Here is a 23,709-nt window from a genome sequence, read left to right on the forward strand (position 1 = left end):
TTCATTTTTTTCTTCAGTTCTATTATTTTTTTGATTTTTAACTTAATGACATTGGAATGGCTCTATCCTTTTTTATAATAAATAAAGAAAATACAATCCATAACAAACTAACATTAAAATACCACTTTTCTTATTTAAGCCATTGTTTTTGTATGCACAAATCCATAATACAATACCTGTTAAAATACAAATCAATGTATCAATTAAAAATGAAGACTGAAAAGGAATTGGTGTTAATAAAGAAGTAAAGCCTAAAATAAACAAGATATTAAAGATGTTACTTCCTACAATGTTTCCAATCGCAATACCTGCATTTCCTTTTCGAGTGGCCATAAAACTTGTAAACAATTCAGGTAAAGAAGTTCCTAAGGCTACAATGGTTAAACCAATAAATTTTTCATCTACACCTAGATATAAAGCAATTTCAGTGGCACTTTCAACAACAAACTGACTTCCCAGTAAAATAAATGCAAGACCTGAAATAATAAATATTAAAATTTTGAAAAAAAACTTTGATGGCTTTTGATCTTCTTCTTTTTTTGAATGTGTATATAAATAAATTAAATAGACAATAAACCAGATTAGAAAAATCAAACCTTCAAACCAAGATAAAGAAGCGTCCGTATATCCAAAAATCATTAATAAAGCTGTACTGAAAATCATAAATGGAATGTCTTTTTTGGTTGTCGATTTTTCAATGGGAATAAAAGCAAAAAGAGAACAAATACCCAATATAATCAAAACATTTAATATATTGCTTCCAACAATATTTCCAATAGATAAGTCTGCACTATTTTCCAAAGCTGAGCGAATGCTGACAGCTGCTTCTGGAGCACTTGTTCCCATGGCAACTATAGTTAAGCCAATGATGAGTTGAGGAATATGTAAATATCTTGCGAATTCACTGGCTCCATCTACAAAAAGATCGGATCCTTTTGTTAGTAGTATAAAACCTAGAAGTAAAAGTAAAAATTCAATAATCATAGTGTTCTCCTTTCTGAAGTAGAAAAAAGGCAAGACTCTTGTTGTTTTTCAACAAAAGTCTTGCCTCTTCGTTATATACCGGATTTTCATCGTACTGACGATATATAAACACAAATTGTGTTGGCTACTCCCTTTTTCTTTCTTTTATTCTATCACAAATTCTTTGAATCCAGGCATTAATTTGCGCAAAAACCAGAAAAAATGTCATACACCATTGTAACCAGATCATCATAAAGACAATATTGGATAAAACGCCATAGGTTAAAGAAAATCTGGTAGAATGGTCAATAAAATAGGAATAAATATTAGAAAACAATATCCAGGATAAAGCTGTTGCACAAGCCCCTGGAATTTGATAAATAAAGTTCAGGTGTTTTCCAGGAAGTATAATATATAGTATGGCAATCATAATCGTAATAATCGCAAAGGATATTAAATTCTTAAAATGAATGACACTGGCAAATTCAACAATAAATTTTGGATAATATTTTTCTAAAAAAGTACTGATTTTTCCACCATAAACCAATATAACCAAAGAAAAAATAATCAACAACATCAGCAATAATGTATTAAAAATGGATTGAAGACGAACACGAATATAATGACGCTGATCTTCAATTTTATGAATCGCATTTAAACTTTGCGTTAGAGCATAGGTACACTTACTTCCTGCATATAAATACATAATTGTATTAATGGAAGTAATCGATACCGTTGAACTTTGATTTTGAATATCACGAAGAAAAGCCGCAGCATAGTTACTGATAATTTTCGGTAAACTATTTGAAATCATTGTAATAAAGGTACTTTCTTCTAAAGGAAGAATTGTCTTTAATAGAGTCAATAAAATCATTAGAAAAGGCACAGCAGAAATAATTAAGAAAAAAGCTGATTGCGTAGAATATAAACTAATTTGATCTTCTTTATATTTTTCCATGAAACGAAAAACATATCTTTTAATATAATCCATATCTGAATTTTATGAAATTGTGTTGGTTATGTCAAAGATTTGATGAAAAAAAGAACTAGATTATTTATAATATACTTTATGAATTCAATAGATTTTACCTCAGGTACAAGTTGGAAACAAATTTTAGGCTTTGCGATTCCTTTAATGCTTGGTAATTTTTTTCAATTAACCTATAACGTATGTGATTCAATTATAGTCGGACGCTTTGCATCTAAAGAAGCACTGGCAGCTATTGGCACATCCGATTCTATATTAACATTATTGACATTAGCTGTTTCTGGTATTTGTATTGGAGCTTCTGTATTGATGTCACAATTTTTTGGAGCCCATCAATTTAAAGAAATGCAAGAAGAATTTTCAACTCTATTATGCATGGGAAGTGTCTTTGGCATGATTGTAATGATTCTAGGCTTGTTGAGCTGTGAAATGATATTAAAGAGTATGAATGTTCCATATGAAATATTATCAAGTGCAAAATTATATTTAAATATTTCTTTTTCAGGTCTTCCCTTTATTGTTTTATACAACATTTGTTCAAGTGGACTTCGAAGTATATCCAATGCCAAAATACCAACACTTTCTTTAATTTTGTCTTCGATAACAAATATTGGATTGGATCTTCTATTTGTCTGTGGATTTTCCTGGTCTGTTTTTGGAGCTGGTTTAGCCACTGTACTTAGCCAGGCACTCAGTTTTTTCATTTGTTTATTCTATATTCAAAGAAAAGAAAAACGATTGAAAATGTCTTTTGTCTGTAAAAAAGAATACATGTATTTGACTATGCGCTATGGCTTTTTTTCGGCATTGCAGCAATGTGCACAACCCATTGGAAAACTCTGTATTCAAGGTATGGTCAATTCATTGGGAATCTATGCGATGGCAGCTTTTAATGCGATTGGAAAAATAGAAGACATTGGCCTGGTTCCTGGACGAACGTTATCGGATGCTATGATGACTTTTGTGGCACAAAATAAAGGAGCAAATCAAGAAAAGAGAATGGAAAAAGGATTCAAAGAAGGTATGTTTCTTGAATTCGTATTTGGTTTATGTATTTCATTTTTATTATTTTGTTTTCGAAAACCTTTAATGTCTTTGTTTACAGACAATGAAAGTATCATTTACCAAGGTATTTCATATTTTTCAGTGATGTTTATTGCGTATGCATTATCGAATTTAGCCAATGGAAATCAAGGCTATTTTCGTGGTATCGGAAAAATGAAAATCACTTTACTAGGAACCATTACGCAAATCAGTATACGAACAATCGCATCTTTTATCTGGATTGAAAAATATTGTTTAAAAGGTGTTGGTTTTGCTTGTATGACAGGCTGGATTGTTCAGTTTATCTGGCAATGGCTTTATCATTATAAATATATTAAAAAATCTTTAAGCTGAGAAACAATCGCAAAACATTTGTTTTGTATATTTTGACATGGAATAACCATGTCTGGAATACAAATGACATCAATGCCAGCTTGAATGGCAGCTTGAATACCTGTTTCACTGTCTTCAAGGACATACGCTTCTTTGGATTGTTTATTGACTTTCTGTGAAGCTTTTAGAAAAACTTCTGGATTTGGTTTTCCCGAAGAGACTTCATCTCCAAATACAAAATCATCAAAATAAAAATCAATGTGATTGGCTTTCAAAATAGATAAAGCTCTTTTAGAATCCGAACTCGTCGCAACTAGTAAAGTATATCCTTTTTCTTTTGCATATTTTAATACTTCTATACAACCCGGTTTTAATACAGTAGAATGTGTTAGTTTTTGATCTAATAGAATATGGGTTTCATTCCAGAATTTATCAAAATCAAAAGAAGAACCATACTTTTGAATAAACCAATTCCTGGCAAATTCTTTTCGTTTTCCCAATAATTGAATGTAGTCTTCTTTTGAATAGGAAAAATTTTTGTTCAAAAGATATTGTTGATATATTTCAAAAGTACATCGTTCGCTATCAATTAATAAACCATCCATGTCAAATATAATTGTGTTTTTTTTCATGGATTTATTATAATATATTTCAGGAGGAATGCGTATGAAAAAAATGGATAAAGAAATGTTTGGAGGACCAGGATTGGCTCATTTTGAACATATTTTAATGGTCGATGAAATGCATGGGATGAATCGTGTCTATGCCCGTGTCACATTAGAACCTGGATGTGCTGTAGGATATCATGTTCATCAAGGTGATGGAGAAGACTATTTTATTTTGTCTGGACAAGCCACTATTGATGACAATCACGAAAGAGAATTGATATTAAATCCGGGTCAACATTTTTTTACGCCTTCGGGAAAAGGGCATAGCATTACAAATCACGGAAATGAAGATTTAGTTTTCATGGCTTTAATTATTTATGATCAACAACAAAAATAACTGCGCGCGCAGTTATTTTTTTTCCTTTTTAATTAATTCTTTGATAGCTTCAATGGCAACTTTGATTGGAATATTGACATCATGGACTTGAGGATTTGCCAGACCTTGTTTTTCTCTTTCCTGATTGGCCACCACCAAACAAACCGATCCACAGCGAACACGTAAATAATTTGAAACAACAAATAATGTGGAAGATTCCATTTCACTGGCTTTACAACCTAAACGAAGCCAGGCATCCCATTTTGATAGAAGTTCAACGTGGTTTGGCAATTCTTCGGGTTTGTGCTGACCATAGAAGGCATCTTTGCATTGCACAATACCAACATGATAATTTAGATTTAAATTTTTAGCACCTTGTACTAAAGCCGAAGTCACGTCAAAATCCGCAACAGCTGGATATTCAATGGGTGCATATTCTTTCGATGTTCCTTCTTGTCGAATAGCTCCATTGGCAATTACAACATCTCCACTTTTTACATCAATATCCATTCCACCACATGTCCCTACGCGAATAAAAGTTTTGGCTCCGCATTTTACTAATTCTTCCATGGCAATAGAAGCACTGGCACCTCCAATACCTGTTGATGTCACGGATACTTTTGTTCCATAGATGGTTCCTGTATAGGTCACAAATTCTCTTGAATCGGCAACAAAAACAGGATTGTCAAAGTATTGGGCAATAATTGCACAACGTTTTGGATCCCCGGGCAATAAAACATATTCACCAACGTCGCCGGGTTTTAACTGGATATGATATTGTTTTCCTGAGCCTTGTGCATAATCAATCATGTTTTCACTTCCTTTATTAAAAGTATAACCCCAATTTTGATTGAATTCAATTTGTGTTAGAATAGAAACGGAGGCGGCTTATGAATAAAAATATTTTAATTCCTTTAAGAGAACAAGACCCATTTCCTTCTTTTTTAAAAGAAAAACATCTTGTTTTAGAAATCAATCGCAAAGAAGGAGAAATCACAACAATTTATCCTTTTCATGTTTTACCCGTAGAAAAAATATATTTTTTAGGATTAGGAAATGGAAATCAAATTAAAAAAACTTGTATGGAATTTTCCAGAACCATTCAAGAAGATGTATATGTATATGTAAGTAAAGATTTAGCATATGAAGTGAGTTTGGGTTTATATTTGGGAGCTTATCAATATAAAAATAAAACACAAAGAGTCTTTGAATTTTCAAATGGACAAGAAGAAGCACAAAAAGCTCAACAATTATCTAAATGTATCAACTTTGCGCGTTATATTTCAGATTGTCCCAGAAATATTTTAACACCTGTTCGTTTTAAAGATTATGCCCTGGAAATTGCGAATAAATATGCCATTGAATGTGAAGTCTATTCCAATGAAGAGCTTAAGAAAAAAGGCGCGCATTCCATTTTAGCTGTTAACTCAGGATCGAAATATCCAGCTTATATTGTTAAAATGAAATACAGTGGAAATGGAAATGAACCATTTATTGCTTTAGTTGGAAAAGGATTAACCTTTGATTCAGGTGGCTATAGCTTGAAAAAGAATATGACAGGAATGAAATATGATATGTGTGGAGCTGCCAATGTTTTAGCAGTTTTAGAAGCATTAGCTATGTTAAAAGCAAAAGTCAATTGCATGGCTGTTTTATGTATTACAGAAAATATGATTGGACCGGATGCCTATACAGTAGATGATGTGATTTCTTCCATGAATGGAAAAACCATTGAAATAACCAATACCGATGCCGAAGGGCGTTTGGCTTTAATTGATGGTTTTACGATAGCACAAGAAGAAAATGTCAATCGCATGATTGATATGGCAACTTTAACAGGGGCTTGTGCCAATGCGCTAGGAGAAAATTATACAGGTGCTTTTACCAATGATGAATCTTTTTTACAGGAATTAAAAAATGTTTGTCAAAAAACAAAAGAAAATATCTGGCAAATGCCATTGGATGAGTCTTTCCATAAACAAATTCGAAAATCTAAAGTTGCTGATTTAACAAATGCCCAGGTTGGAAAGAAAGCAGGTGCGAGTTTAGCTGCTGCGTTTTTAGAAGAATTTGTTGAAGAAAAAGTATCTTGGATTCATTTGGATATTGCGGCAACCGGCAATGATGAAAATGGAGCAACTGGTGTTTTAATTGAATCCATTGTGAATTTATTATGTTCTTAACGTTCGAAATTTCGAACGTTTTTTCTTTACATTTTTATGAATTGTGTTATTATCAGTAAAGTCAAGTGACAAGACACATGGAGGATGTATGAAAGAATTTTTAAAAAAGAAAAACGTTGTCTTTTCCTGGAAGAGATATGGAATTGATGCGCTAAGTGCCATGGCACAAGGTTTGTTTGCATCTTTATTAATTGGAACCATTATTTCTACATTGGGAACGCAATTGGGATTGGATATTCTTGTGACAATTGGAAACTATGCCAAAGCTACAACAGGAGCTGCCATGGCCATTGCGATTGGTTTTGCATTACAATGTCCACCTTTGGTTTTGTTTTCATTAGCAACGGTTGGACTGGCAACCAATGAATTAGCAGGAGCTGGTGGACCTTTAGCAGTTTTACTGATTACGATTGTTGCAGCGGAATGTGGAAAACTTGTATCAAAAGAAACAAAAATAGATATTATAGTCACTCCTTTTGTGACGATTTGTATAGGCGTTATTTTGGCCTTGATTTTTGCACCTATGATAGGAAGTGTAGCCAATAGTATTGGACAAGCCATTATGTGGGCTACAGAATTACAGCCATTCTTGATGGGAATCATTGTTTCTGTTGTGGTTGGAATTGCCTTAACATTACCAATCAGTAGTGCAGCTATTTGTGCAGCTTTATCTTTAACAGGATTAGCTGGAGGCGCTGCTGTAGCAGGTTGTTGTGCACAAATGATTGGTTTTGCGGTGATGTCTTTTAAAGAAAATGGATGGGGTGGTTTATTTGCCCAGGGAATAGGTACTTCCATGTTACAAATGCCCAACATTATGAAAAACCCAAAAATCTGGTTACCACCAATTATTGCTTCTGCGATTACTGGACCGATTGCGACTTGTATTTTTAAATTGGAAATGAATGGTGCTGCCGTTTCTTCGGGAATGGGAACATGTGGTTTTGTTGGTCAAATCGGTGTCTATACAGGATGGATTGCCGATGGCATTGAAATTGGTGCTATACACTGGATTGGATTGATTTTGATTAGTTTTATTTTACCAGCTATTTTATCCACTCTTTTCTGTGAATTATTTAGAAAAATGGGTTGGATTCAAAAAGATGATTTAAAATTAGATTTATAAGACTGTTTTTGAATACAGTCTTTTTTTGTTTTATAATGAATAAAAAAAGAGGAAGTCATTATGTTTAAACAATGGATAGAAGAAAGTCAGAATATTGTATTTTTTGGAGGTGCCGGTGTTTCAACAGAAAGTAATATACCGGATTTTCGAAGTGACAATGGATTATATAAGAAACAATATAAATATCCAGCTGAAATTATGTTGTCACACTCGTTTTATCAAGCCAATCCCCAGGATTTTTTTGAATTTTATTTTAATCAAATGATTTATGAAGATGCCAAGCCCAATCAAGCGCATCTTGCCCTGGCAAAATTAGAAGAAATGGGGAAATTAAAGGCTGTAATTACGCAAAATATTGATGGTTTACATCAAAAAGCAGGTTCAAAAGTTGTTTATGAATTACATGGATCTGTTCTTCGTAATTATTGTACTAAATGTCATCATTTTTATAATCTAAAAGAAATCATTCAGTATCGTGATAAACAAGGAATTCCACGTTGTCCAAAATGTGGATCCATTATTAAACCAGATGTTGTATTATATGAAGAAGGTTTGGATAATACAACGGTTTATAGAGCAGTGGATGCGATTTCGAAAGCGGATTTATTAATTATAGGTGGAACAAGTTTAGCTGTTTATCCAGCAGCGGGATTGATTGAATATTTTAGAGGAAAACATTTAGTTTTGATTAATAAAGATGTTACGCCAATGGATAAAAAAGCTGATTTAGTGATTCATGATTCGATTGGAAAAGTATTAGGAGACATTATATGAAAGAATTTCAAATAAGTTCTGAAACGATTTTTGAAGGTAAAGTTGTTTCCGTCTATCGAGATCAAGTTCAATTAGAAAATGGAATGCCAGCTATGCGTGAAGTTGTTTCCAATGCAGGGGGTGTATGTGTTCTGGCATTAACAGAAAAAGAAGAAATTATTTTGGTTCAGCAGTTTCGATATCCATCTAAAGAAGAATTGTTTGAATTACCAGGTGGGCGAAGAGAACAAGGCGAAGAATTTATTGAAGCAGGCGCACGGGAATTAAAAGAAGAAACGGGTTATGTGAGTGATGAATGGGAATATTTTGGGTATTTGTATCCAACTGTAGCTTATTGTAGTGAAGTGATTCATATGGTGGTGGCAAAAAATTGTCATTTTGAAAAACAGTGCCTGGATCCAGGGGAATTTGTTGTGGTTCATAAAGTATCAATTTCCAAAATAAAAGAGATGATTTTAAAAAATGAAATAAAAGATGCAAAAACTTTGATAGCGTGTTTGAAATTTTTCATGATTTATGAAAAATAGAATCGAATTTTCATTGAAATGCGCTTAAACTAAGAATATAATAACAAAAGAAGTCAATCGTTAATGGAGGCGTTATATATGAGTAAAGCAATTGATTGGAATAATTTAGGATTTGGATATGTAAAAACAGATTATCGTTATGTATCAAATTATAAAGATGGAAAATGGGATGAAGGAAGTCTGATTACAGATGATACAATCACAATGAGTGAATGTGCCTGTGTTCTTCAATATGCTCAAACATGTTTTGAAGGATTAAAAGCCTATACAACAGCAGATGGAAAAATTGTTGTATTTCGTCCAGATTTAAATGCAGAGCGTTTACAATCTTCTTGTGCTGGATTGGAAATTCCAGTGGTTTCAAAAGAAAAATTCTTGGACGCAATTTATCAGGTTGTTAAAGCCAATAAAGACTTTGTTCCACCTTATGGAACAGGAGCTACATTATATATTCGTCCATATGTATTTGGAAAAAATGCAGTTATTGGTGTTAAACCAGCCGATGAATATGAATTCCGTGTATTCACGACCCCTGTAGGGCCTTATTTTAAAGGCGGTGTGAAGCCTATCACTATTCGTGTCAGTGATGTCGATCGTGCGGCGCCTAGAGGAACTGGAAATATAAAAGCCGGATTAAATTATGCGATGAGTTTGCATAATATTGTGGATGCCCATCAAAAAGGATTTGATGAAAATATGTATTTAGATCCTCAAACACGTACAAAAGTAGAAGAAACAGGAGGCGCAAATTTCTTATTTGTCACAAAAGATGGAACTGTTGTTACACCTAAATCCAATAGTATTTTACCTTCTATTACGCGTCGTTCTTTATTATATGTGGCACAACATTATTGTGGATTAAAAGTAGAAGAAAGAGAAGTTACTTTTGAAGAAGTCAAAGACTTTGCGGAATGTGGTTTATGTGGAACAGCGGCTGTTATTTCTCCTGTTGGAAAAATTTATGACCATGGAAATGAAATTGTATTCCCAAGTGGAATGGAAAAAATGGGTCCAGTGATTTCAAAATTACGTGAAACTTTGACAGGTATTCAAATGGGAACAATCGAAGCCCCTGAAGGATGGATTCACGTTATTGAATAAAAGATTATAAAAAGAAGCGATTAATGGTCGCTTCTTTTTTTCAGAATAAATATACCAATCATACTTAAAATCACAATTAAAGAATATAAACCCATATGAGAGTTCCATCCAGTTTGTGAAGTTGGAATGCTTTGATCAATCATGGTAATGATATCGGTTTTATCATCAACTTCAAATTCAATTTCTTTTGAATTTTCATATCCTTTTGGTGTTTCTATTTCAATCAATTTATAAGACTCTCCTAAAATACAAGAAACTTCATGGATTTCATCAGATGTAATCCATTCATCGATAATTTCACCATTTGCATCCACCAATCTTAGCTTTGCGTCTTTAACCCATTGTTTCTTTTCATTGAGCTTTTGAATACCAATGACTTTTGTTTTCAAATTTATGCACTCTATGATTTGATTCTGCAAACCATCAGCCACAAATTCAATATCTTTTGTTATTACATAATTTGAAGGGGCTTTTACTTCATGAAGAATATAAGACTGGTTTTCTTCTAGATTGGAAATAAAGTGAATGGTTTCATATCCTTGTTCATCGATTTCATATCGATTTCCTTCCAGGATACAAGTAATTCCATTGTCATGGACAATACATTGAATGCCATTAAAAGAAACAGATTCTTTTTTAGATAAAGTCTCTTGGATGGAATCAGGAATGTCAATAATTTTTTGATGCGATGTCCATTCATCCACGATATTACCATCTGCGTCAAGAACTTGAAAAGAAGCTTCTTTTACTTCATTTTGAAATTGATCTATTTTATAGATTCCCACACTTCCATTTTGAATAACAATATCTTTAGATTTTTCATCTAAAACAAAAGAAACAGGCTGACTTTTTATATAACCTTCAGGTGCATATTCTTCGATAATTGTATAAGTTTCATCTAAATTTAAATTAGAAATGGTATGAATACTTTCATCAGAAATCCATTGATCAATGATTTCATTACTTTGATTGAGAAGTTGAAAAGAAGCATTAGAAAGATGATTTCCATTTAAATCTGTTTTGGAAACATGGATTTGACCTAAAGACAAGGAAACATTTAAAGAAATAGAATTGGGAATGGATTTTTCTAATGCGATTACGTTTTGACTATATTGCGAAGTATAAACAACAGATGGTTTAGCTTCATTTGATGAATAAAAACAATCATAGGATAAAGTGGCTTGCGTATCATCACCTTGTTCCATCCAAATCGTTAAATCATTTCCATTTCGTTGTGTGTGAACACCCGTATTTTTTGTTTCAATGTAATTGGAAAAAACTTGAGCCTGGTCATGAAGTGTAACGGCATGTTCCTTGCCATATCCTGTTAATACAATGTCTTGTGTTTCAAATTCAACATTGGTTTTCATGATTTCTATGCGGTTTAATACTTCATTGATTTTTGACTGGATATCATCGTGATATGTAAAATTTGATGAACTAGGATCTAGTAACTTCCATAATAAAATTTGGCAAGCTAAATCCATTTCATGACTGGCATCTTTTTGGATTCCCAATGCATATATCCAGCCAGCCATCTGACACTGATTGTCTGAAAACATAGAATCCATTGAAGTACTTGTGTAATCACTAGCTCCATCAATCGCATTTACATTGGCTTGAATACAATGAACAGCTTTAGAACCAATATGAATTTGGCCATATAAATCGGTAATTGCTTTTCCTGTTGCATTATCAATGTAATGAACTTGCCATTTTTCTGGAACCGTTTCAATGGATGAACCATATGGATAGGTTACACGAATCGTACTTTGTGCTTGTATTTGTATAGGCACAAAGAAAAAAAGAAGAGATAAGAATACAGATACAATTTTTTTCATATAATAGTCCTCCATTATATTTATTCGAAAAAAAATTGAATTTGTAAAAAGAATTTTTTAAAGTTATACATTTTAATACATTTGCGCTATAATGGATAAAGGTAAGTAGTATGTGGAAATATTATAGTAAGAACCATTTGAGAATCATTTTTGCAGCATTTGTGATTGGTGTTATCGTCATGATGATTACCATTGGTGACAGCAAAGAATTATATGCTGAAGTTTTTCCATCTGAAGTGATTGAATTTATGTATTCCAATGTAGTTATTACATATACACTTGGAGGAATTTCATTGGCTGGTCTGGCAAATGCGATTTTATTGATTCAATATATTATGAAAAAATGGTCATTTGGAATTTTTATTATTTTAGCCATTTTGATTTTAACACCAGAAGTGATTTCTGTTGTAGGCTTATTGAGTTTGATTCCTTGTATTTGTTTTTCAATTTATGAACTATTTGTATTAAAAACCGAAAATAAAAAGAAAATGCAGGAAGTTGGACTTCAAGAAGAAAAAGATATTATTCGTAAATATCAGGAAAAGCATCAATTATTAGAAGAATATCGCTCACTTGCATTGGATTGTAAAAAAAATGTACAAAAAATTTCTGGAATCTATGCATTGGGTTTAGTGGCTGTTATTTTTGTTTTATTATTTATGAATAGTTTTGTACTGATATTGCTGGCTTTATTTTTCTTTACATATACATTCAATATATTGGCACGATATCGAGTTTCAAGTTTTTTACCAATCACAAGATTGCTTTATGAAAAATGTGACCCAGAAGCCTGTGCATCAGCTATTATTTATTATTCCATGACAAAGCACAACTTTCGTTTAACGAATCAGACTTTGTTTGCACAATGTATGATTTATATGGATGATCCTCAATTGGCAAAAGCATCTTTGGCTTTATTTCCATTAAAAGATGAAGCAAGTACTTTATCTTATTGCTCCATCATGGCTTATGTTTATTATATTTTAAAAGACGAAGAAAAACTGGAAGAGTGTAAAAAAATGGCAAGTAAGGTTCGCTTGAATATGGGGGCTGTAGGTGTCAATATTCAATCACAGGATATGGCTGCCATTCAAAATAAAATTGATTTAATGAATGGGGATTTCAATACTTGTCGTAAATATTATTTACAAGCCTTTCAACGGGCTCAATTTCCATTTCAGAAAGTGGATGCCAGCTATTATATTGGATTGATTTCTTTTGTAGAAGAAGATTATATAGTTGCTAAAACATATTTAGAAAAAGTGATTCAATTGGGAAATAAAATGCATTTTGTTTCAAAAGCTGAACATTACTTATCCAAAATTAATGAAATGAATTTAGAAGAGTAGAGATGATTCTCTACTTTTTTTTGCCCATAAAAATAAAAAAACATTCATAGAAAATGTGAAAAAAACTTCACAAAAAGATGTGATGTGATCAAAAAGTAACATAATTCCGATACTAAGTATCACAATGGAAAAGAAAATAAAAAATTGTTTTGGATAGAGTATAGAATATTTTGATGCGATTTTGATCCATTCTAAAAGAAATCCCAAGATACAAAAACCGGCAATCCAAACATGGAATTCATTGCTCCATAAAAAAATGTCATCTCGATAAGGAAAACAAAGCGAGAATATCATTCCAAAACAAAGAAGGAAGTGAATTTTTTTATGGTAGGTAAAATGAAGATTTTCAAATATTATTTTTGAATATTGATAAAAACCAAAAACAGAGCTAAGAGTCCATAACCATAAATAAACAACATGTCCCAATGTATTTCCTATATATGTTTGATTATAAAAAAAGCCATCGGTAAAATAAAATGCCAATGCGTTTAAAACAATTTCAAATCCACATATATGAATCCAGTAAATTCGTTTCATATAAAAAATTTTATCTTTTTTTTTTACAAAATCAATTTTTTTTCGAATATATATAATGGAGGATAGGAAAAATGCAAGATTGGATTCATGAAATTGATCGAGACCCAAATAGTTTTGTGGTAGAACTCAATAAAAAAGAGAGTCTGGATATTGAAATATTTCAAAGAATGGCAAATGATGAATTTTGTTTACCTTCTCTTTTAAAAGACAAAGAAAAAGGAAGAATTCTTTATTCAATTCAAGATAAAGTAAGTTTAGATGATTTTTTAAATCAATATGTCTTTGAAAAAGAAGAAGGATATGCTTTCTTAATTCATTTGTTTGAAAGTGCTATTGCGGTGAATCGCAATAAACCCGTTTATTTTCAACCTCAATATATTTTTTTAGATTCCTATGCACAAAACTTTTATTTCACGGTCATTCCTCTTTCAATTCAAGAATGGATGTTTCAAAATGATCAAACAAAAGAATGGATTGAATACCTGACAAGAAATTTTAAAACTAACACCGCCTTTGAAATTCCAGGTTATTTGATTCGATTTTTAAGTACTAATGAATTTTCTCTTTCAAATTTAATTTTAGGACTTAAAAATATTCAAAACATCTATTATCCAAAACGATTCTTTAAAAGAAAGAAAACCATTCCATTTCGCGTACAAGAACCCATTCGTCCTTTAAATTCTTACAAAATCAAAGAAGAAAAAGTTGTAGAAGACAATAAAACACAGATTTTAGGATGGAATGAACCTTTAGCTTCTTTACAAATAAATCAAGAATGGTTTCAACTCCAAAATGAAATCACTTGGATTGGAAGAGGCTATGGCTGTGATATTCAATTAAAAGAAGAAGCCATTTCTATGCAGCATGCTCGAATTATTTGTGAAAACGATCGATTTTATATTATGGATTGTAAAAGCTTAAATGGAACATATTTAGAAGGAAAAAAAGTACAAAGAAAGATGCGATTAAAAGATGGAATGCATCTTCAATTCGCAAATATTGAAGCCATTTTCCATCAATGAAAGAAACAAGATATGTATGGCAATTTAATTTGCAACGACAAGAACAATCCAGTGTGGATGTCTATTATGATTTGGTGACTTGTAAAAAAGTTGTATGTAAAACAATTCAAAAATCAGCGCATCCACAATTATTGCATCAATTTCATATGGAAATACAAGTTTTAAGTCAAATTCAATATCCTTTTATGCCCTCAATTCTAGATATTAAAGAAAATCAAGAAACTCTTTCATTATTTGAAACTTATATTCCAGGAATGAATTTAAAAGACTGGATGAATTGCCATCCCATACAAACCAGACTATTTCGCTTCTTTTATATTCTTCAAGCTTTGAATTGTATCAACCATTTACATGAAAAAGAAATATTATATGTTGATATAAAAAGAGAAAACTTTTTAATTCATCATCAAATTTTATATCTCATTGATTTTAATGGTTGCGTATATGATCAAAGCCAAGGCATTTATTTTTCATCCCCATCAAATGCAGATCCTGAATTATTTCTAAATACCCCTAAAACATATTCAATGGATATATTTGCGTTTGGAACGTTTATGTCTTCTTTTTATGCTAGAAAAAACTGGATTTTATCTAAATGCTTAAAAAAAGATTCTAAAAAACGATTTCAAAGCATTCATCAACTAAAATGGACTTATATCATTTATTCATTCATCAAACTTATTATTGTATTTATTCTGTCTGTTTTTTTGGTTTTGAATGGAGGAAAGGAGACACTGGAAAGAAAATATAAAGCCCATCCCAAAGATGAACTCATATTCATTCAATTATATGAAAAAGATTTATCGAAACAAAAAGGAACGTATTATGAAAAAATTCAGAGTAATTTATATCAATGGATTCAAGTAAAAACTTTAAAAGAAAGTTTAAAAAATCCAGAAATTGCGTTTTATATGATGAAACAAGCCATATTGTCACAAAATTCTATGTATTGTCAATTCTTTATCGAAAATATTCCACAATCAATTCAAACACAAAATAAAGAGCTTACTCAATTTTTAATTCAAATAAAAGAAAAACAAATCACACTTTCTTTTTGTGATCAATACATAACATATTTAAATCAATCACAAGAATTAGATACTCTCTCTATTTTTATGAATCTTTTAGTGGATGAACAAATTATTGTATCAAATTTGAATGAATTATTTGAACTTCATGAAAAAATGACACCCAATCATCCAGAATTTGAAATTTGTTCTATTTTCTATTTAGAATATTGTTTATTTTTACAAACAAAGGAATTGAGTCTACCTGTTCCTGATTCCTATCAACAAAGCCAAAATGAACAAGTGCAAACCTTGATTCATTACTTAGAAAGGAGTTAATTATGTTTTTTACAATCTTTTCCTATCTTCAGTTTTTCATACAAGATTCAATGATTCAAATTCAAGTTGATGACATTGTGGACATTGAACAAAGTACATTTATATATGAAGACGAAATTCTGGATTCTTTATCTTTTACTCTTCAAGAAGGAAATACAACTTTATATGTTTGTTTAAAAGACGAACAAGGAAATATTTTAGAAGAAAATGAACAAGATTTTTTTCAAGATACAACACCACCTATCTTTCATTTAATGAAAGAAGATTACCAAATAAAAGACAAACTCGTTTTATGGAATGATATGGAACTACATTTAGATATTGAAGATGAAAGTGAAGTGGAAACAAAGATTTATGTGGATGATATTCTTCAAAAAGAAAATGATTTTTGGGTAAAAATGGAAAACCAACTCATCCGTATAGAATGCGTGGATGAATATGGAAATCAAACGATTGAAGAAATTCCTGTTGAAGCACAAAAAGACTTTATATCAAGTAATATCAATGAAGAATATACACTTCAAAATCATGTTTTATTATCATATGAAGATGAAAACTTTGTCATTGAACAATATTTCAACGATGAAAAAATCAATGAAATTGAACATGAATGTATATTAAATCAACCAGGAAATTATCGCTTTTTATGTAAACACAAACTTTATCCATATTTAGAAAAAGAAATTACATCTTTTACTTTTACTAATCAACAACCATGGATTGAAATCAACAACGAACAAAGTCATTCCATGGATGACATTCTTGTTCAAATTCAATACAATTGTCCATATCTTTTGACAGGATATATCAAAGTACAAGATCAAATATATGATTTACAAAATAGTTTTCTATTATCCACACCACAAAATGAAACATTTCAAGTTGAAGTATTTGTACAAGATGTTTTTGGTCAAATAGCACAGATACAAAGACAATTCTATATTGATAAAAGAAAATTGGAATGTAGTTTATACTTCAATGAAAAAGAAGTAGAATCTTCTATTGTTTATTTTACACATTGTTATGATTTTCAATTTCAAACCAATAAAGAAGCACATATAGAACAAGAAATCAAAATTCTAAATGAGAATATACAAAATATAATGGATGCATTATATCAATTGCCAGATTATGGCATTTGTAGTGTTTCTTACAAAGTATTTGATGATTTTGGACAAGAACAAGTTTTTGATTATCAATTTATAAAACTTCCAGTACAAGTACAAGTGAATACACCTTCACTCTATCCAGATCGAACATATACCATTCAAAAAGAAAAAGTAGAAATAAAAAAAGAAGTGAAGGATATTGATCCACCTGATATTTTATTTTTATTTAATAAACAAAAAAAAGAAAGACCTTCTTTTTTAGAAACCATTCGAATGAGTTTATCCAATGAAGAAGATTTTTTTGTGTCGTTGATTATGAATGGAAAAGAAATAGATCTTTCACAAATTCAAAAAGATGAATACAATCACAATTATTATGAATTCAAAGCTATGAAGCCTTTTTATTCGATTCAAGTGATTGCTAAAGACAATGCAGGAAATATCAATGAAAAAGATATAGAAATTCATACACAATATCCAGTTGCTTTTATTTTATTTCTAATTCCATTGATATATATCATAAAAAAAGTCCATGAAAAAAATTCAAATCATTCATGACAATCAATGTGAATTCATTGTGTTTGAAAAAGAAAAACAAATGGATTCTTTTCAATTTGTGGAACAAAAAGAAAGTATTCAAATAAAATATCAAGATAAAATTTATATTCTAAAATCTAGTTTAAAAATTGAAAATGTATTGTTATTCTTAATTGAAAAAAGAACATTTTCCATTGTTTCCTTATCCAATTTCTTCAATATTGGAAGAGATACAACAAATCAATGTGTGATTAAAGATGCTTATATAAGCAATCATCATTGTCAAATTCAAAAACAAAAAGATTTTTATCAATTCATAGATTGTGATAGTACAAATGGTGTTTATATCAATGGAAAAAAAGAAAAAAAATATAAGCTGAAAGATGGAGATATTCTTTGGATGGGAAAATATGAATTTGTATATTTTGATCAGTATTTAATCATTCCCTTTAAAACTTCATCTAGTTTAATAGAATCAAAAAAAATTTGTTTTCCACAAATAAAAATACAAAACTATCATTGTCTTCAACATGATTTTCAATCCATTCAAGTGGAAAGCTATTCATGGGATGCTCCAATCAAGAAACAAAAAATCTTTCAATCCGTCGGTTCTTCTATCTGTATTTTATTGTCTTCTCTGATTTCTGGCCTTTTCTTATTTTTAAATCATCCCGAACAAAAAGAACAACTTTTATCTATGTTGTGTATGTCTTGTTCTATGGCATTTGCGTTTTTGTTGTATGGCCTTTATAACCGACATATCCAATATCAAGTATCAAAACAGGAAGTTTTACAAAAAGAAAAAGACTATTTTTATTATCTGGATTGTTTATATAATGATTTTTGCATTCAAAAAAAAGAATACGAAGAAAAAATAGTTGCCCAGGAATTGTTGTTAAAAACACAAATGATGAATCCAGATCAAATTTTGATTGATATTCATAGTATTTCTCTTTCTTATTTTCAATTAAAAGATGTTCCTTTTCAGTTTCTTCAATCAAAAATGAATCAAAACATTAAGAAATGGATAAAACAACATCCATGTGAAATCAATGAATGCATTTATTTAAGCAACCAACAAGCTTTGTATCTTCCATCTCATTTAGATGGATGGCTTCAAATGTTGTGTAGTATCAACAATGATATGAAATATGTTTGTGTTGGAAAAGCATTCAAAGATGCGTATTACTTATGTCATGAAAAATGTCGAGAAGGAAATAAGAGATTGTGGATTTTTGATGAAAAAAGTGAACAATTGTTTTTATCCAATCAAAAAGAAAATCAAAGATATGTTTTTCTGGTTCATGAAAATGTATGTACACATATTGAACTAAAAATCACAAATGTATCGATTTTCTATCCCTTTATATATCAAGCCTATCAAATTCGACAAGAATTAAAACCATCTCCTCCTTCATTTAAAGAAGTCTTACATATTTCTTCTTCTTTTTCTTGTACAAAGCGTTACCAGAAACAAGTGTGTTTAAAAGTAGTTTTGGGTTTTGATGAACAAGGAAAAGTAATTGAACTTGATTTAGATGAAAGAAAAGATGGAGTGCATGGATTGATTGCTGGAGCAACGGGTTCAGGAAAATCTGAATTATTGTCTTTGATTTTATTACAGCTGATTTTAAATAATTCATCAAAACAATTTCAATTTATTGTGATTGATTTTAAAGGTGGAGCCATTTCTCATTCTTTTTCTAATTTCGCACATTGTGGAGCCATGATCACAAATTTAGACCATGACTTAAAACGATTCTTTGTTTGTATGAAAAAACTCATTGAACAAAGACAACAAATACTAGCCAAAGAAAAAGTTTCAAGTATCCAGGAATATAATACGAAGATTCAAGATGGAATGAGTCATATTTTAATTGTAGTCGATGAAATGGCACAGTTAAAGGAACAATCCATTGAAGCATTGTCGACTTTAAAATCCATTGCTCGTATTGGACGATCATTAGGTATACACCTCATTTTATCAACACAAAAACCATTAGGTGTTATTGATGATCAAATATGGGCGAATACTTCTTTTCATATTTGTTTAAAAGTCAATACAAAACAAGATTCAATGGAAGTTTTACACAATGGGGATGCTTATACATTAAAACAACCAGGACAATTTATTCTTCAAAGAGAATCTTGTCTTAAGGGAATGAGTTATTACATCAAAGAAAGAGAAACAAAATATTGTGTTGTGAATGATTATGATGAAGTGATAGAAGAAGTAAAAGAAAAACAATCAGTTTTTGATTTTTGTTGTCAAAAAATAATGGAAACTAAAAATCCGATTTCTTATTTTGTATTACCGAAATTAGAATCATATCCATTTCAAAATGAATTATTTGTATACGAAGACTTAAATATATGTCAACAAAAAGCTGTTTCCTTACAATTTGGACAATCTATGATTGTTTGTACGCAAGAAAATATTGTATGTTCATTGGTATCTAATTTTAAAGGAATAGTGTATGCGTATCGATTTCATGAATTAACAAACTATGTAGATCAAGTATTTGATTCTACTAAAGATTTATATGAACTTTCCATTCAAACAAATGAATTTACATTAATAGTTCATGCAGATGAAAACTGGTATAAATACAATTCTTTTTTCCAAAAGAAAAATATTCGATTATTGGTTTTTGTTCAAGATGTTGTACTGGATAAATCTTCATTTGATTTTCGTTGTACTTATCATTGTTCATTCGAAAAAAAGAAACAATTTTTTTCTTTAGTACATGTTTCTAGTCAAGATCAAATAGAAATGGAAAAAGGATTATTTGATTATTATTTTCATTTTAAAAAAGCCATTCCAAAACAAAATAAAAAAAGAATCCCACAATCTTCTTTTACTTATTTAGGACAAGTGAAAGATAAATGGGTGGTATGGACCCATGAAAGAAAATTATTAATTGTTTATGCACAACATTCTCAAAAAGAAAAAATAGAAAACTGGATTCGAGATTGGAAAGATCAAGATAAAATTCAAGTCATAAACATTGTCAATCATTTGGAATTTTTTCAATCAACTACTTATTTAGAACATCATTATGATTGGGATGTATTATGGATTGGGGCAGGTTATTTAGAATATGGATTGTATTTACGTAAAAAAAATATTCCAAGTTCGTCTTTGATGTTTTGGGATGCTTTTCATGCATATAGTCTGGAGGAAGACAATGAATCGAATTTTATTACATATTAAAGTATTTACGCATCCATATCCACATGATGTATGGATGCAGGAAGATGGTCAAGTTGAAAATTTTATCAAAGATGTCACAAAGAAGTGGCTATGTGAAAAATATACATTTGATCATTTTATGTATCACGTAGAAACAAAACGTGTCTTAGAAAACGATAAAACCTGGAAAGAAAATCGTGTATTACCAGGGGATCATTTATTGTTGATATAGGAGAGATTATGAAAATCAGTGTAAATTATGATGAATTATGGCAACAAAGTATTTTATTAAAAAATCGTAAAGAAGAATATCAGGGAATCATTGAAACAATGAATTCTTTGATTCATGAAATGTTTACCATTTGGCAAGGAGACGATCAATTGACATTTGTTTCAAAATTTGATGAACTCTATCCTCGATTGCATCAATTGACACAATTGATGGAGGACTATGCCAATGTACTTCAAAAAAGTGCGATGATGTATCAGCAACTACAAGAACAGCGCATTGCACAAGCGCGTTTACTAGCTTAGAAGGAGAAAAATATGCTTCAAATTCAATATGAAGATGTCAATCAATATGCGAATCAATTAAGTGCATTAAAACTTCAAATGATGAATGTATTTCAAGATATTCAAGGTCAAATCAATAGTCTTCCAACCATTTGGAATTCACCAGCATCAAATCAATTTCAAAATGAATTTCAAAGTCTTGTTCCTGTTTTTTCCACTTTTGTAGAAGTTATGGATATGTATGCCCAGTTCTTAACACAAACAGCTTCTACGTATCGAGAAAACGAAGAAATGTTAAGAAATGCCATTGGATCATGAAATCCAATACTACCAGGAACTTTTATCGTATTTGATTTCCATTCAAAATCAATCTTCTTCTTTAACAAGTTCAAATCAAGAACAAAACTATATTTATTCAAGTTTATGTTCTTTGATTTCTTTGGTTCAAAACCAGATTCAGCTTTTATATGAACATCGAAACACAGAGTCTTAGGCAAGTAGCTTATGGCTTACAAACACGAATGTGTTTCTTAAATCTTCCTGTACCTTGTCAGAAAAACCACCAAATCATTTTAAATCGCTTATCATCTTTATCATCTTTTTTTCAGGAATCCGCTTCTATTTGGGAAAACAATGAAAATTTTCAATTTTCAAAAGGAAAAATAACGACTTCTTATTCTAAAAATATAAATGGAATGAGTCAACTTTTAAGAAAATCTGTAAAATCTTCTTTATATGGTTCCATTTCTTATCATTATGGAACCATTGCTTCTAAAAACTTACCCATTTCTATTTCAATTCATGCTTTAAATTTAAAGGCGACAGGGAAAGCAGAAGCTCAACTCTGGAAAAACAAAACATTTGATCCTTCTTTACAAATCAATGCCACTGTAGATGCTTCTTTACTAGAAGGAAATGCCAATTTAAAAATTGGAAATTCATCCATTTATGCTAAGTCAAGTGCGAAAGGATATGTTGGAGTGGCTTATGCGAAGGCAAAGGCAGTCATTTCAGTGGATGAACAGACTTTTTCTTTAGGAGCAGGTATAGCAGCTTTGAAAGGATCAGTGAGTTGTTCGTTTCATGTATTTGGTGCCTCCATTACATTAACGGGATCGGGTTCAATTGGAAGTATGGAAGCTAATTTGGAGTATAGCCATAAAAATCGTGAATGGGAATTTGGTAGTAAATTGGGATTTATTTGTGGACTGGGCTTTAAAGTAAAGGTGAATGTATAGTATGAAAGAATTATTACCACTTGGTTCAGTTGTTCGATTAAAAGGAGCCACTCGACGTGTTATGATTGTTGGGCGTCTTCAAAATTTAAAGAATCAACCGGAACTCTATGATTATGCAGCTGTTTTATATCCAGAAGGATTAATTGACAGTGAGCATTTCTATGTTTTTAATCAAGAAGACATTGATTGTTTGTTTTTTATTGGACTACAAGATGTAGAAGAATTCAATTATCGCTTTGAATTAGAAAAACATATACCATCATAAAAGGAGAATTCATTTGAATTCTCCTTTATTCATCTTCTGTTTCTGTTAATTCTGGATAATCAATTAAATATTCAGGATTGTTTAATTTCAAATAATCAAAAATATCTTGATCATAAATTTTCAAATCAAATTTTTCAAAATAATAAGTCCATAATTCTTTTTCGAAATCCGTTCCAGCTGAAATTGTTTCTTCAAAGGCTTCGATATTTTCATCATAATCTGTAGAAGAAACAACGACAACAAAGGCATAAGTTGTTCCATCATCATTTGTAAAGACTTCATCAATGACACCGGCTTTACTTTGTTTATAAGCCTGGTTAATGGCACGTGTTGGACAGTCTGTATTTAAAGTTGTTAAGACAATTTCTTCATTTGAAAAAGATGAATCTGCACTCGTATATGCATCATATACAGTAGCTAAGTCTTGTCCATCTTTTAAAGCATCAATGGCTTTTTGAGCTGTTTTTTCGTCGTCACATTTTAAGATAGTAACAAGAGATGGTTTATATTCTTTTTGAATAGCTTCCTTGTTGTCTTTAAAATACTGTGCCTGAAGCTGAATACCTTGTTGCTCAGGAATCAATACTTTTTCGATATAATCAGAAGCATCGCGATATCCCATTTGGACCAGTTGAGAATCCAGATCACTATAGTCTTCTGCTAAAGAATCATAACTATCCTGTGCTTTTTCTTTTATTTCATCATTTAAACCAACAACTTGGTCATAGACTGCATT

General features: G+C 30.8%; 25 protein-coding genes. 18 read left to right on the plus strand and 7 right to left on the minus strand.

Annotated features, from left to right (window positions below; translation table 11 throughout):
* Nucleotides 1-72: 72 nt before the first annotated feature.
* Both ACI32A_RS00185 and ACI32A_RS00190 read right to left on the minus strand, forming a co-directional pair.
* Nucleotides 73-984, minus strand: a complete 912-nt coding sequence (locus ACI32A_RS00185; protein WP_439752999.1) for a calcium/sodium antiporter — start codon at nt 982-984, stop codon at nt 73-75.
* A 124-nt stretch (nt 985-1,108) separates the two neighbouring features.
* On the minus strand, nt 1,109-1,954 hold the full coding sequence (locus ACI32A_RS00190) for a YihY/virulence factor BrkB family protein (RefSeq protein WP_439753000.1): 846 nt from the start codon (nt 1,952-1,954) through the stop codon (nt 1,109-1,111).
* A 78-nt stretch (nt 1,955-2,032) separates the two neighbouring features.
* Between ACI32A_RS00190 and ACI32A_RS00195 the strand changes: the two genes are divergently transcribed.
* Complete coding sequence (locus ACI32A_RS00195; RefSeq protein ID WP_439753001.1) at nt 2,033-3,349, plus strand: MATE family efflux transporter; 1,317 nt, start codon at nt 2,033-2,035, stop codon at nt 3,347-3,349.
* On the opposite strand, the gene ACI32A_RS00200 is transcribed toward ACI32A_RS00195, so the two are convergent.
* Nucleotides 3,319-3,960, minus strand: a complete 642-nt coding sequence (locus ACI32A_RS00200; protein ID WP_439753002.1) for an HAD family hydrolase — start codon at nt 3,958-3,960, stop codon at nt 3,319-3,321. The two genes, ACI32A_RS00195 and ACI32A_RS00200, sit on opposite strands and share 31 nt — an antisense overlap.
* Before the next feature lie 34 nt (nt 3,961-3,994).
* Here ACI32A_RS00200 and ACI32A_RS00205 point away from each other — a divergent pair, with 34 nt between their 5' ends.
* Nucleotides 3,995-4,333, plus strand: coding sequence for a cupin domain-containing protein (locus ACI32A_RS00205; RefSeq protein ID WP_439753003.1), 339 nt, complete (start codon nt 3,995-3,997; stop codon nt 4,331-4,333).
* A gap of 12 nt (nt 4,334-4,345) precedes the next feature.
* On the opposite strand, the gene udp is transcribed toward ACI32A_RS00205, so the two are convergent.
* Complete coding sequence (gene udp, locus ACI32A_RS00210; RefSeq protein ID WP_439753004.1) at nt 4,346-5,122, minus strand: uridine phosphorylase; 777 nt, start codon at nt 5,120-5,122, stop codon at nt 4,346-4,348.
* Nucleotides 5,123-5,202: 80 nt separating this feature from the next.
* Between udp and ACI32A_RS00215 the strand changes: the two genes are divergently transcribed.
* The 5 genes from ACI32A_RS00215 (at nt 5,203) to ACI32A_RS00235 (ending at nt 10,023) form a co-directional block, all read left to right on the plus strand.
* Complete coding sequence (locus ACI32A_RS00215; protein WP_439753005.1) at nt 5,203-6,495, plus strand: M17 family metallopeptidase; 1,293 nt, start codon at nt 5,203-5,205, stop codon at nt 6,493-6,495.
* Between the two features lie 88 nt (nt 6,496-6,583).
* The gene (locus ACI32A_RS00220; protein ID WP_439753006.1) at nt 6,584-7,621 is read left to right on the plus strand and encodes a PTS transporter subunit IIC; all 1,038 of its coding nucleotides are present in this window, start codon (nt 6,584-6,586) and stop codon (nt 7,619-7,621) included.
* 60 nt (nt 7,622-7,681) lie between these two features.
* A complete protein-coding gene (locus tag ACI32A_RS00225; protein WP_439753007.1) occupies nt 7,682-8,395 on the plus strand; it encodes an NAD-dependent protein deacylase in 714 nt (237 codons plus the stop codon).
* Nucleotides 8,392-8,922: an NUDIX hydrolase gene (locus tag ACI32A_RS00230; protein WP_439753008.1), complete on the plus strand. Its 531-nt coding sequence runs from the start codon at nt 8,392-8,394 to the stop codon at nt 8,920-8,922. Before ACI32A_RS00225 ends, ACI32A_RS00230 begins: the two co-directional genes overlap by 4 nt.
* A 78-nt stretch (nt 8,923-9,000) precedes the next feature.
* Entirely contained in the window at nt 9,001-10,023 is a 1,023-nt protein-coding gene (locus tag ACI32A_RS00235; RefSeq protein WP_439753009.1) for a branched-chain amino acid aminotransferase, read from the plus strand.
* Nucleotides 10,024-10,043: 20 nt separating this feature from the next.
* On the opposite strand, the gene ACI32A_RS00240 is transcribed toward ACI32A_RS00235, so the two are convergent.
* Complete coding sequence (locus tag ACI32A_RS00240) at nt 10,044-11,864, minus strand: MSCRAMM family protein (protein ID WP_439753010.1); 1,821 nt, start codon at nt 11,862-11,864, stop codon at nt 10,044-10,046.
* A 137-nt stretch (nt 11,865-12,001) separates the two neighbouring features.
* Between ACI32A_RS00240 and ACI32A_RS00245 the strand changes: the two genes are divergently transcribed.
* On the plus strand, nt 12,002-13,213 hold the full coding sequence (locus ACI32A_RS00245; RefSeq protein ID WP_439753011.1) for a hypothetical protein: 1,212 nt from the start codon (nt 12,002-12,004) through the stop codon (nt 13,211-13,213).
* Here the strand turns inward: ACI32A_RS00245 and ACI32A_RS00250 are convergent.
* Nucleotides 13,202-13,750, minus strand: coding sequence for a hypothetical protein (locus tag ACI32A_RS00250; RefSeq protein WP_439753012.1), 549 nt, complete (start codon nt 13,748-13,750; stop codon nt 13,202-13,204). The two genes, ACI32A_RS00245 and ACI32A_RS00250, sit on opposite strands and share 12 nt — an antisense overlap.
* Nucleotides 13,751-13,821: 71 nt before the next feature.
* Here ACI32A_RS00250 and ACI32A_RS00255 point away from each other — a divergent pair, with 71 nt between their 5' ends.
* From ACI32A_RS00255 to ACI32A_RS00300, 10 genes are read left to right on the plus strand one after another with little or no spacing between them, the layout of a single operon-like run.
* Complete coding sequence (locus ACI32A_RS00255; RefSeq protein ID WP_439753013.1) at nt 13,822-14,772, plus strand: FHA domain-containing protein; 951 nt, start codon at nt 13,822-13,824, stop codon at nt 14,770-14,772.
* On the plus strand, nt 14,769-16,118 hold the full coding sequence (locus tag ACI32A_RS00260) for a protein kinase family protein (RefSeq protein WP_439753014.1): 1,350 nt from the start codon (nt 14,769-14,771) through the stop codon (nt 16,116-16,118). The genes ACI32A_RS00255 and ACI32A_RS00260 overlap by 4 nt, the downstream gene beginning before the upstream one ends.
* A gap of 2 nt (nt 16,119-16,120) precedes the next feature.
* On the plus strand, nt 16,121-17,785 hold the full coding sequence (locus tag ACI32A_RS00265) for a hypothetical protein (protein WP_439753015.1): 1,665 nt from the start codon (nt 16,121-16,123) through the stop codon (nt 17,783-17,785).
* Nucleotides 17,760-20,978, plus strand: a complete 3,219-nt coding sequence (locus ACI32A_RS00270) for an FtsK/SpoIIIE domain-containing protein (RefSeq protein WP_439753016.1) — start codon at nt 17,760-17,762, stop codon at nt 20,976-20,978. The genes ACI32A_RS00265 and ACI32A_RS00270 overlap by 26 nt, the downstream gene beginning before the upstream one ends.
* Nucleotides 20,953-21,189: a hypothetical protein gene (locus ACI32A_RS00275; RefSeq protein WP_439753017.1), complete on the plus strand. Its 237-nt coding sequence runs from the start codon at nt 20,953-20,955 to the stop codon at nt 21,187-21,189. The genes ACI32A_RS00270 and ACI32A_RS00275 overlap by 26 nt, the downstream gene beginning before the upstream one ends.
* An 8-nt stretch (nt 21,190-21,197) precedes the next feature.
* On the plus strand, nt 21,198-21,491 hold the full coding sequence (locus tag ACI32A_RS00280) for a WXG100 family type VII secretion target (RefSeq protein ID WP_439753018.1): 294 nt from the start codon (nt 21,198-21,200) through the stop codon (nt 21,489-21,491).
* Between the two features lie 12 nt (nt 21,492-21,503).
* A complete protein-coding gene (locus ACI32A_RS00285) occupies nt 21,504-21,788 on the plus strand; it encodes a WXG100 family type VII secretion target (protein ID WP_439753019.1) in 285 nt (94 codons plus the stop codon).
* Nucleotides 21,772-21,963 carry a hypothetical protein gene (locus ACI32A_RS00290; protein ID WP_439753020.1) on the plus strand — a complete coding sequence of 64 codons (192 nt, stop codon included), beginning with the start codon at nt 21,772-21,774 and terminating at the stop codon, nt 21,961-21,963. The genes ACI32A_RS00285 and ACI32A_RS00290 overlap by 17 nt, the downstream gene beginning before the upstream one ends.
* Nucleotides 21,938-22,708: a hypothetical protein gene (locus ACI32A_RS00295; RefSeq protein WP_439753021.1), complete on the plus strand. Its 771-nt coding sequence runs from the start codon at nt 21,938-21,940 to the stop codon at nt 22,706-22,708. The genes ACI32A_RS00290 and ACI32A_RS00295 overlap by 26 nt, the downstream gene beginning before the upstream one ends.
* 1 nt (nt 22,709) lies before the next feature.
* Nucleotides 22,710-22,973, plus strand: a complete 264-nt coding sequence (locus tag ACI32A_RS00300) for a DUF4176 domain-containing protein (protein ID WP_439753022.1) — start codon at nt 22,710-22,712, stop codon at nt 22,971-22,973.
* A 25-nt stretch (nt 22,974-22,998) separates the two neighbouring features.
* Here the strand turns inward: ACI32A_RS00300 and ACI32A_RS00305 are convergent.
* Nucleotides 22,999-23,709, minus strand: a 711-nt coding sequence (locus ACI32A_RS00305) for a hypothetical protein (protein WP_439753023.1), incomplete at its 5' end; no start/stop codon positions are given.

The organism is Floccifex sp., assembly GCF_051873555.1.
GTDB lineage: Bacteria > Bacillota_I > Bacilli_A > Erysipelotrichales > Erysipelotrichaceae > Floccifex.

Excerpts from the sequence above, each read along its gene's own strand:
- ACI32A_RS00235 (WP_439753009.1), top strand. The coding sequence starts at position 9,001 with ATGAGTAAAGCAATTGATTGGAATAATTTAGGATTTGGATATGTAAAA.
- udp (WP_439753004.1), bottom strand. The coding sequence starts at position 5,122 with ATGATTGATTATGCACAAGGCTCAGGAAAACAATATCATATCCAGTTA.
- ACI32A_RS00200 (WP_439753002.1), bottom strand. The coding sequence starts at position 3,960 with ATGAAAAAAAACACAATTATATTTGACATGGATGGTTTATTAATTGAT.
- ACI32A_RS00195 (WP_439753001.1), top strand. The coding sequence starts at position 2,033 with ATGAATTCAATAGATTTTACCTCAGGTACAAGTTGGAAACAAATTTTA.
- ACI32A_RS00240 (WP_439753010.1), bottom strand. The coding sequence starts at position 11,864 with ATGAAAAAAATTGTATCTGTATTCTTATCTCTTCTTTTTTTCTTTGTG.
- ACI32A_RS00190 (WP_439753000.1), bottom strand. The coding sequence starts at position 1,954 with ATGGATTATATTAAAAGATATGTTTTTCGTTTCATGGAAAAATATAAA.
- ACI32A_RS00265 (WP_439753015.1), top strand. The coding sequence starts at position 16,121 with ATGTTTTTTACAATCTTTTCCTATCTTCAGTTTTTCATACAAGATTCA.
- ACI32A_RS00230 (WP_439753008.1), top strand. The coding sequence starts at position 8,392 with ATGAAAGAATTTCAAATAAGTTCTGAAACGATTTTTGAAGGTAAAGTT.
- ACI32A_RS00270 (WP_439753016.1), top strand. The coding sequence starts at position 17,760 with ATGAAAAAAATTCAAATCATTCATGACAATCAATGTGAATTCATTGTG.
- ACI32A_RS00275 (WP_439753017.1), top strand. The coding sequence starts at position 20,953 with ATGAATCGAATTTTATTACATATTAAAGTATTTACGCATCCATATCCA.
- ACI32A_RS00280 (WP_439753018.1), top strand. The coding sequence starts at position 21,198 with ATGAAAATCAGTGTAAATTATGATGAATTATGGCAACAAAGTATTTTA.
- ACI32A_RS00290 (WP_439753020.1), top strand. The coding sequence starts at position 21,772 with ATGCCATTGGATCATGAAATCCAATACTACCAGGAACTTTTATCGTAT.
- ACI32A_RS00205 (WP_439753003.1), top strand. The coding sequence starts at position 3,995 with ATGAAAAAAATGGATAAAGAAATGTTTGGAGGACCAGGATTGGCTCAT.
- ACI32A_RS00300 (WP_439753022.1), top strand. The coding sequence starts at position 22,710 with ATGAAAGAATTATTACCACTTGGTTCAGTTGTTCGATTAAAAGGAGCC.
- ACI32A_RS00250 (WP_439753012.1), bottom strand. The coding sequence starts at position 13,750 with ATGAAACGAATTTACTGGATTCATATATGTGGATTTGAAATTGTTTTA.
- ACI32A_RS00295 (WP_439753021.1), top strand. The coding sequence starts at position 21,938 with ATGAACATCGAAACACAGAGTCTTAGGCAAGTAGCTTATGGCTTACAA.
- ACI32A_RS00260 (WP_439753014.1), top strand. The coding sequence starts at position 14,769 with ATGAAAGAAACAAGATATGTATGGCAATTTAATTTGCAACGACAAGAA.
- ACI32A_RS00285 (WP_439753019.1), top strand. The coding sequence starts at position 21,504 with ATGCTTCAAATTCAATATGAAGATGTCAATCAATATGCGAATCAATTA.
- ACI32A_RS00255 (WP_439753013.1), top strand. The coding sequence starts at position 13,822 with ATGCAAGATTGGATTCATGAAATTGATCGAGACCCAAATAGTTTTGTG.
- ACI32A_RS00220 (WP_439753006.1), top strand. The coding sequence starts at position 6,584 with ATGAAAGAATTTTTAAAAAAGAAAAACGTTGTCTTTTCCTGGAAGAGA.
- ACI32A_RS00215 (WP_439753005.1), top strand. The coding sequence starts at position 5,203 with ATGAATAAAAATATTTTAATTCCTTTAAGAGAACAAGACCCATTTCCT.
- ACI32A_RS00225 (WP_439753007.1), top strand. The coding sequence starts at position 7,682 with ATGTTTAAACAATGGATAGAAGAAAGTCAGAATATTGTATTTTTTGGA.
- ACI32A_RS00185 (WP_439752999.1), bottom strand. The coding sequence starts at position 984 with ATGATTATTGAATTTTTACTTTTACTTCTAGGTTTTATACTACTAACA.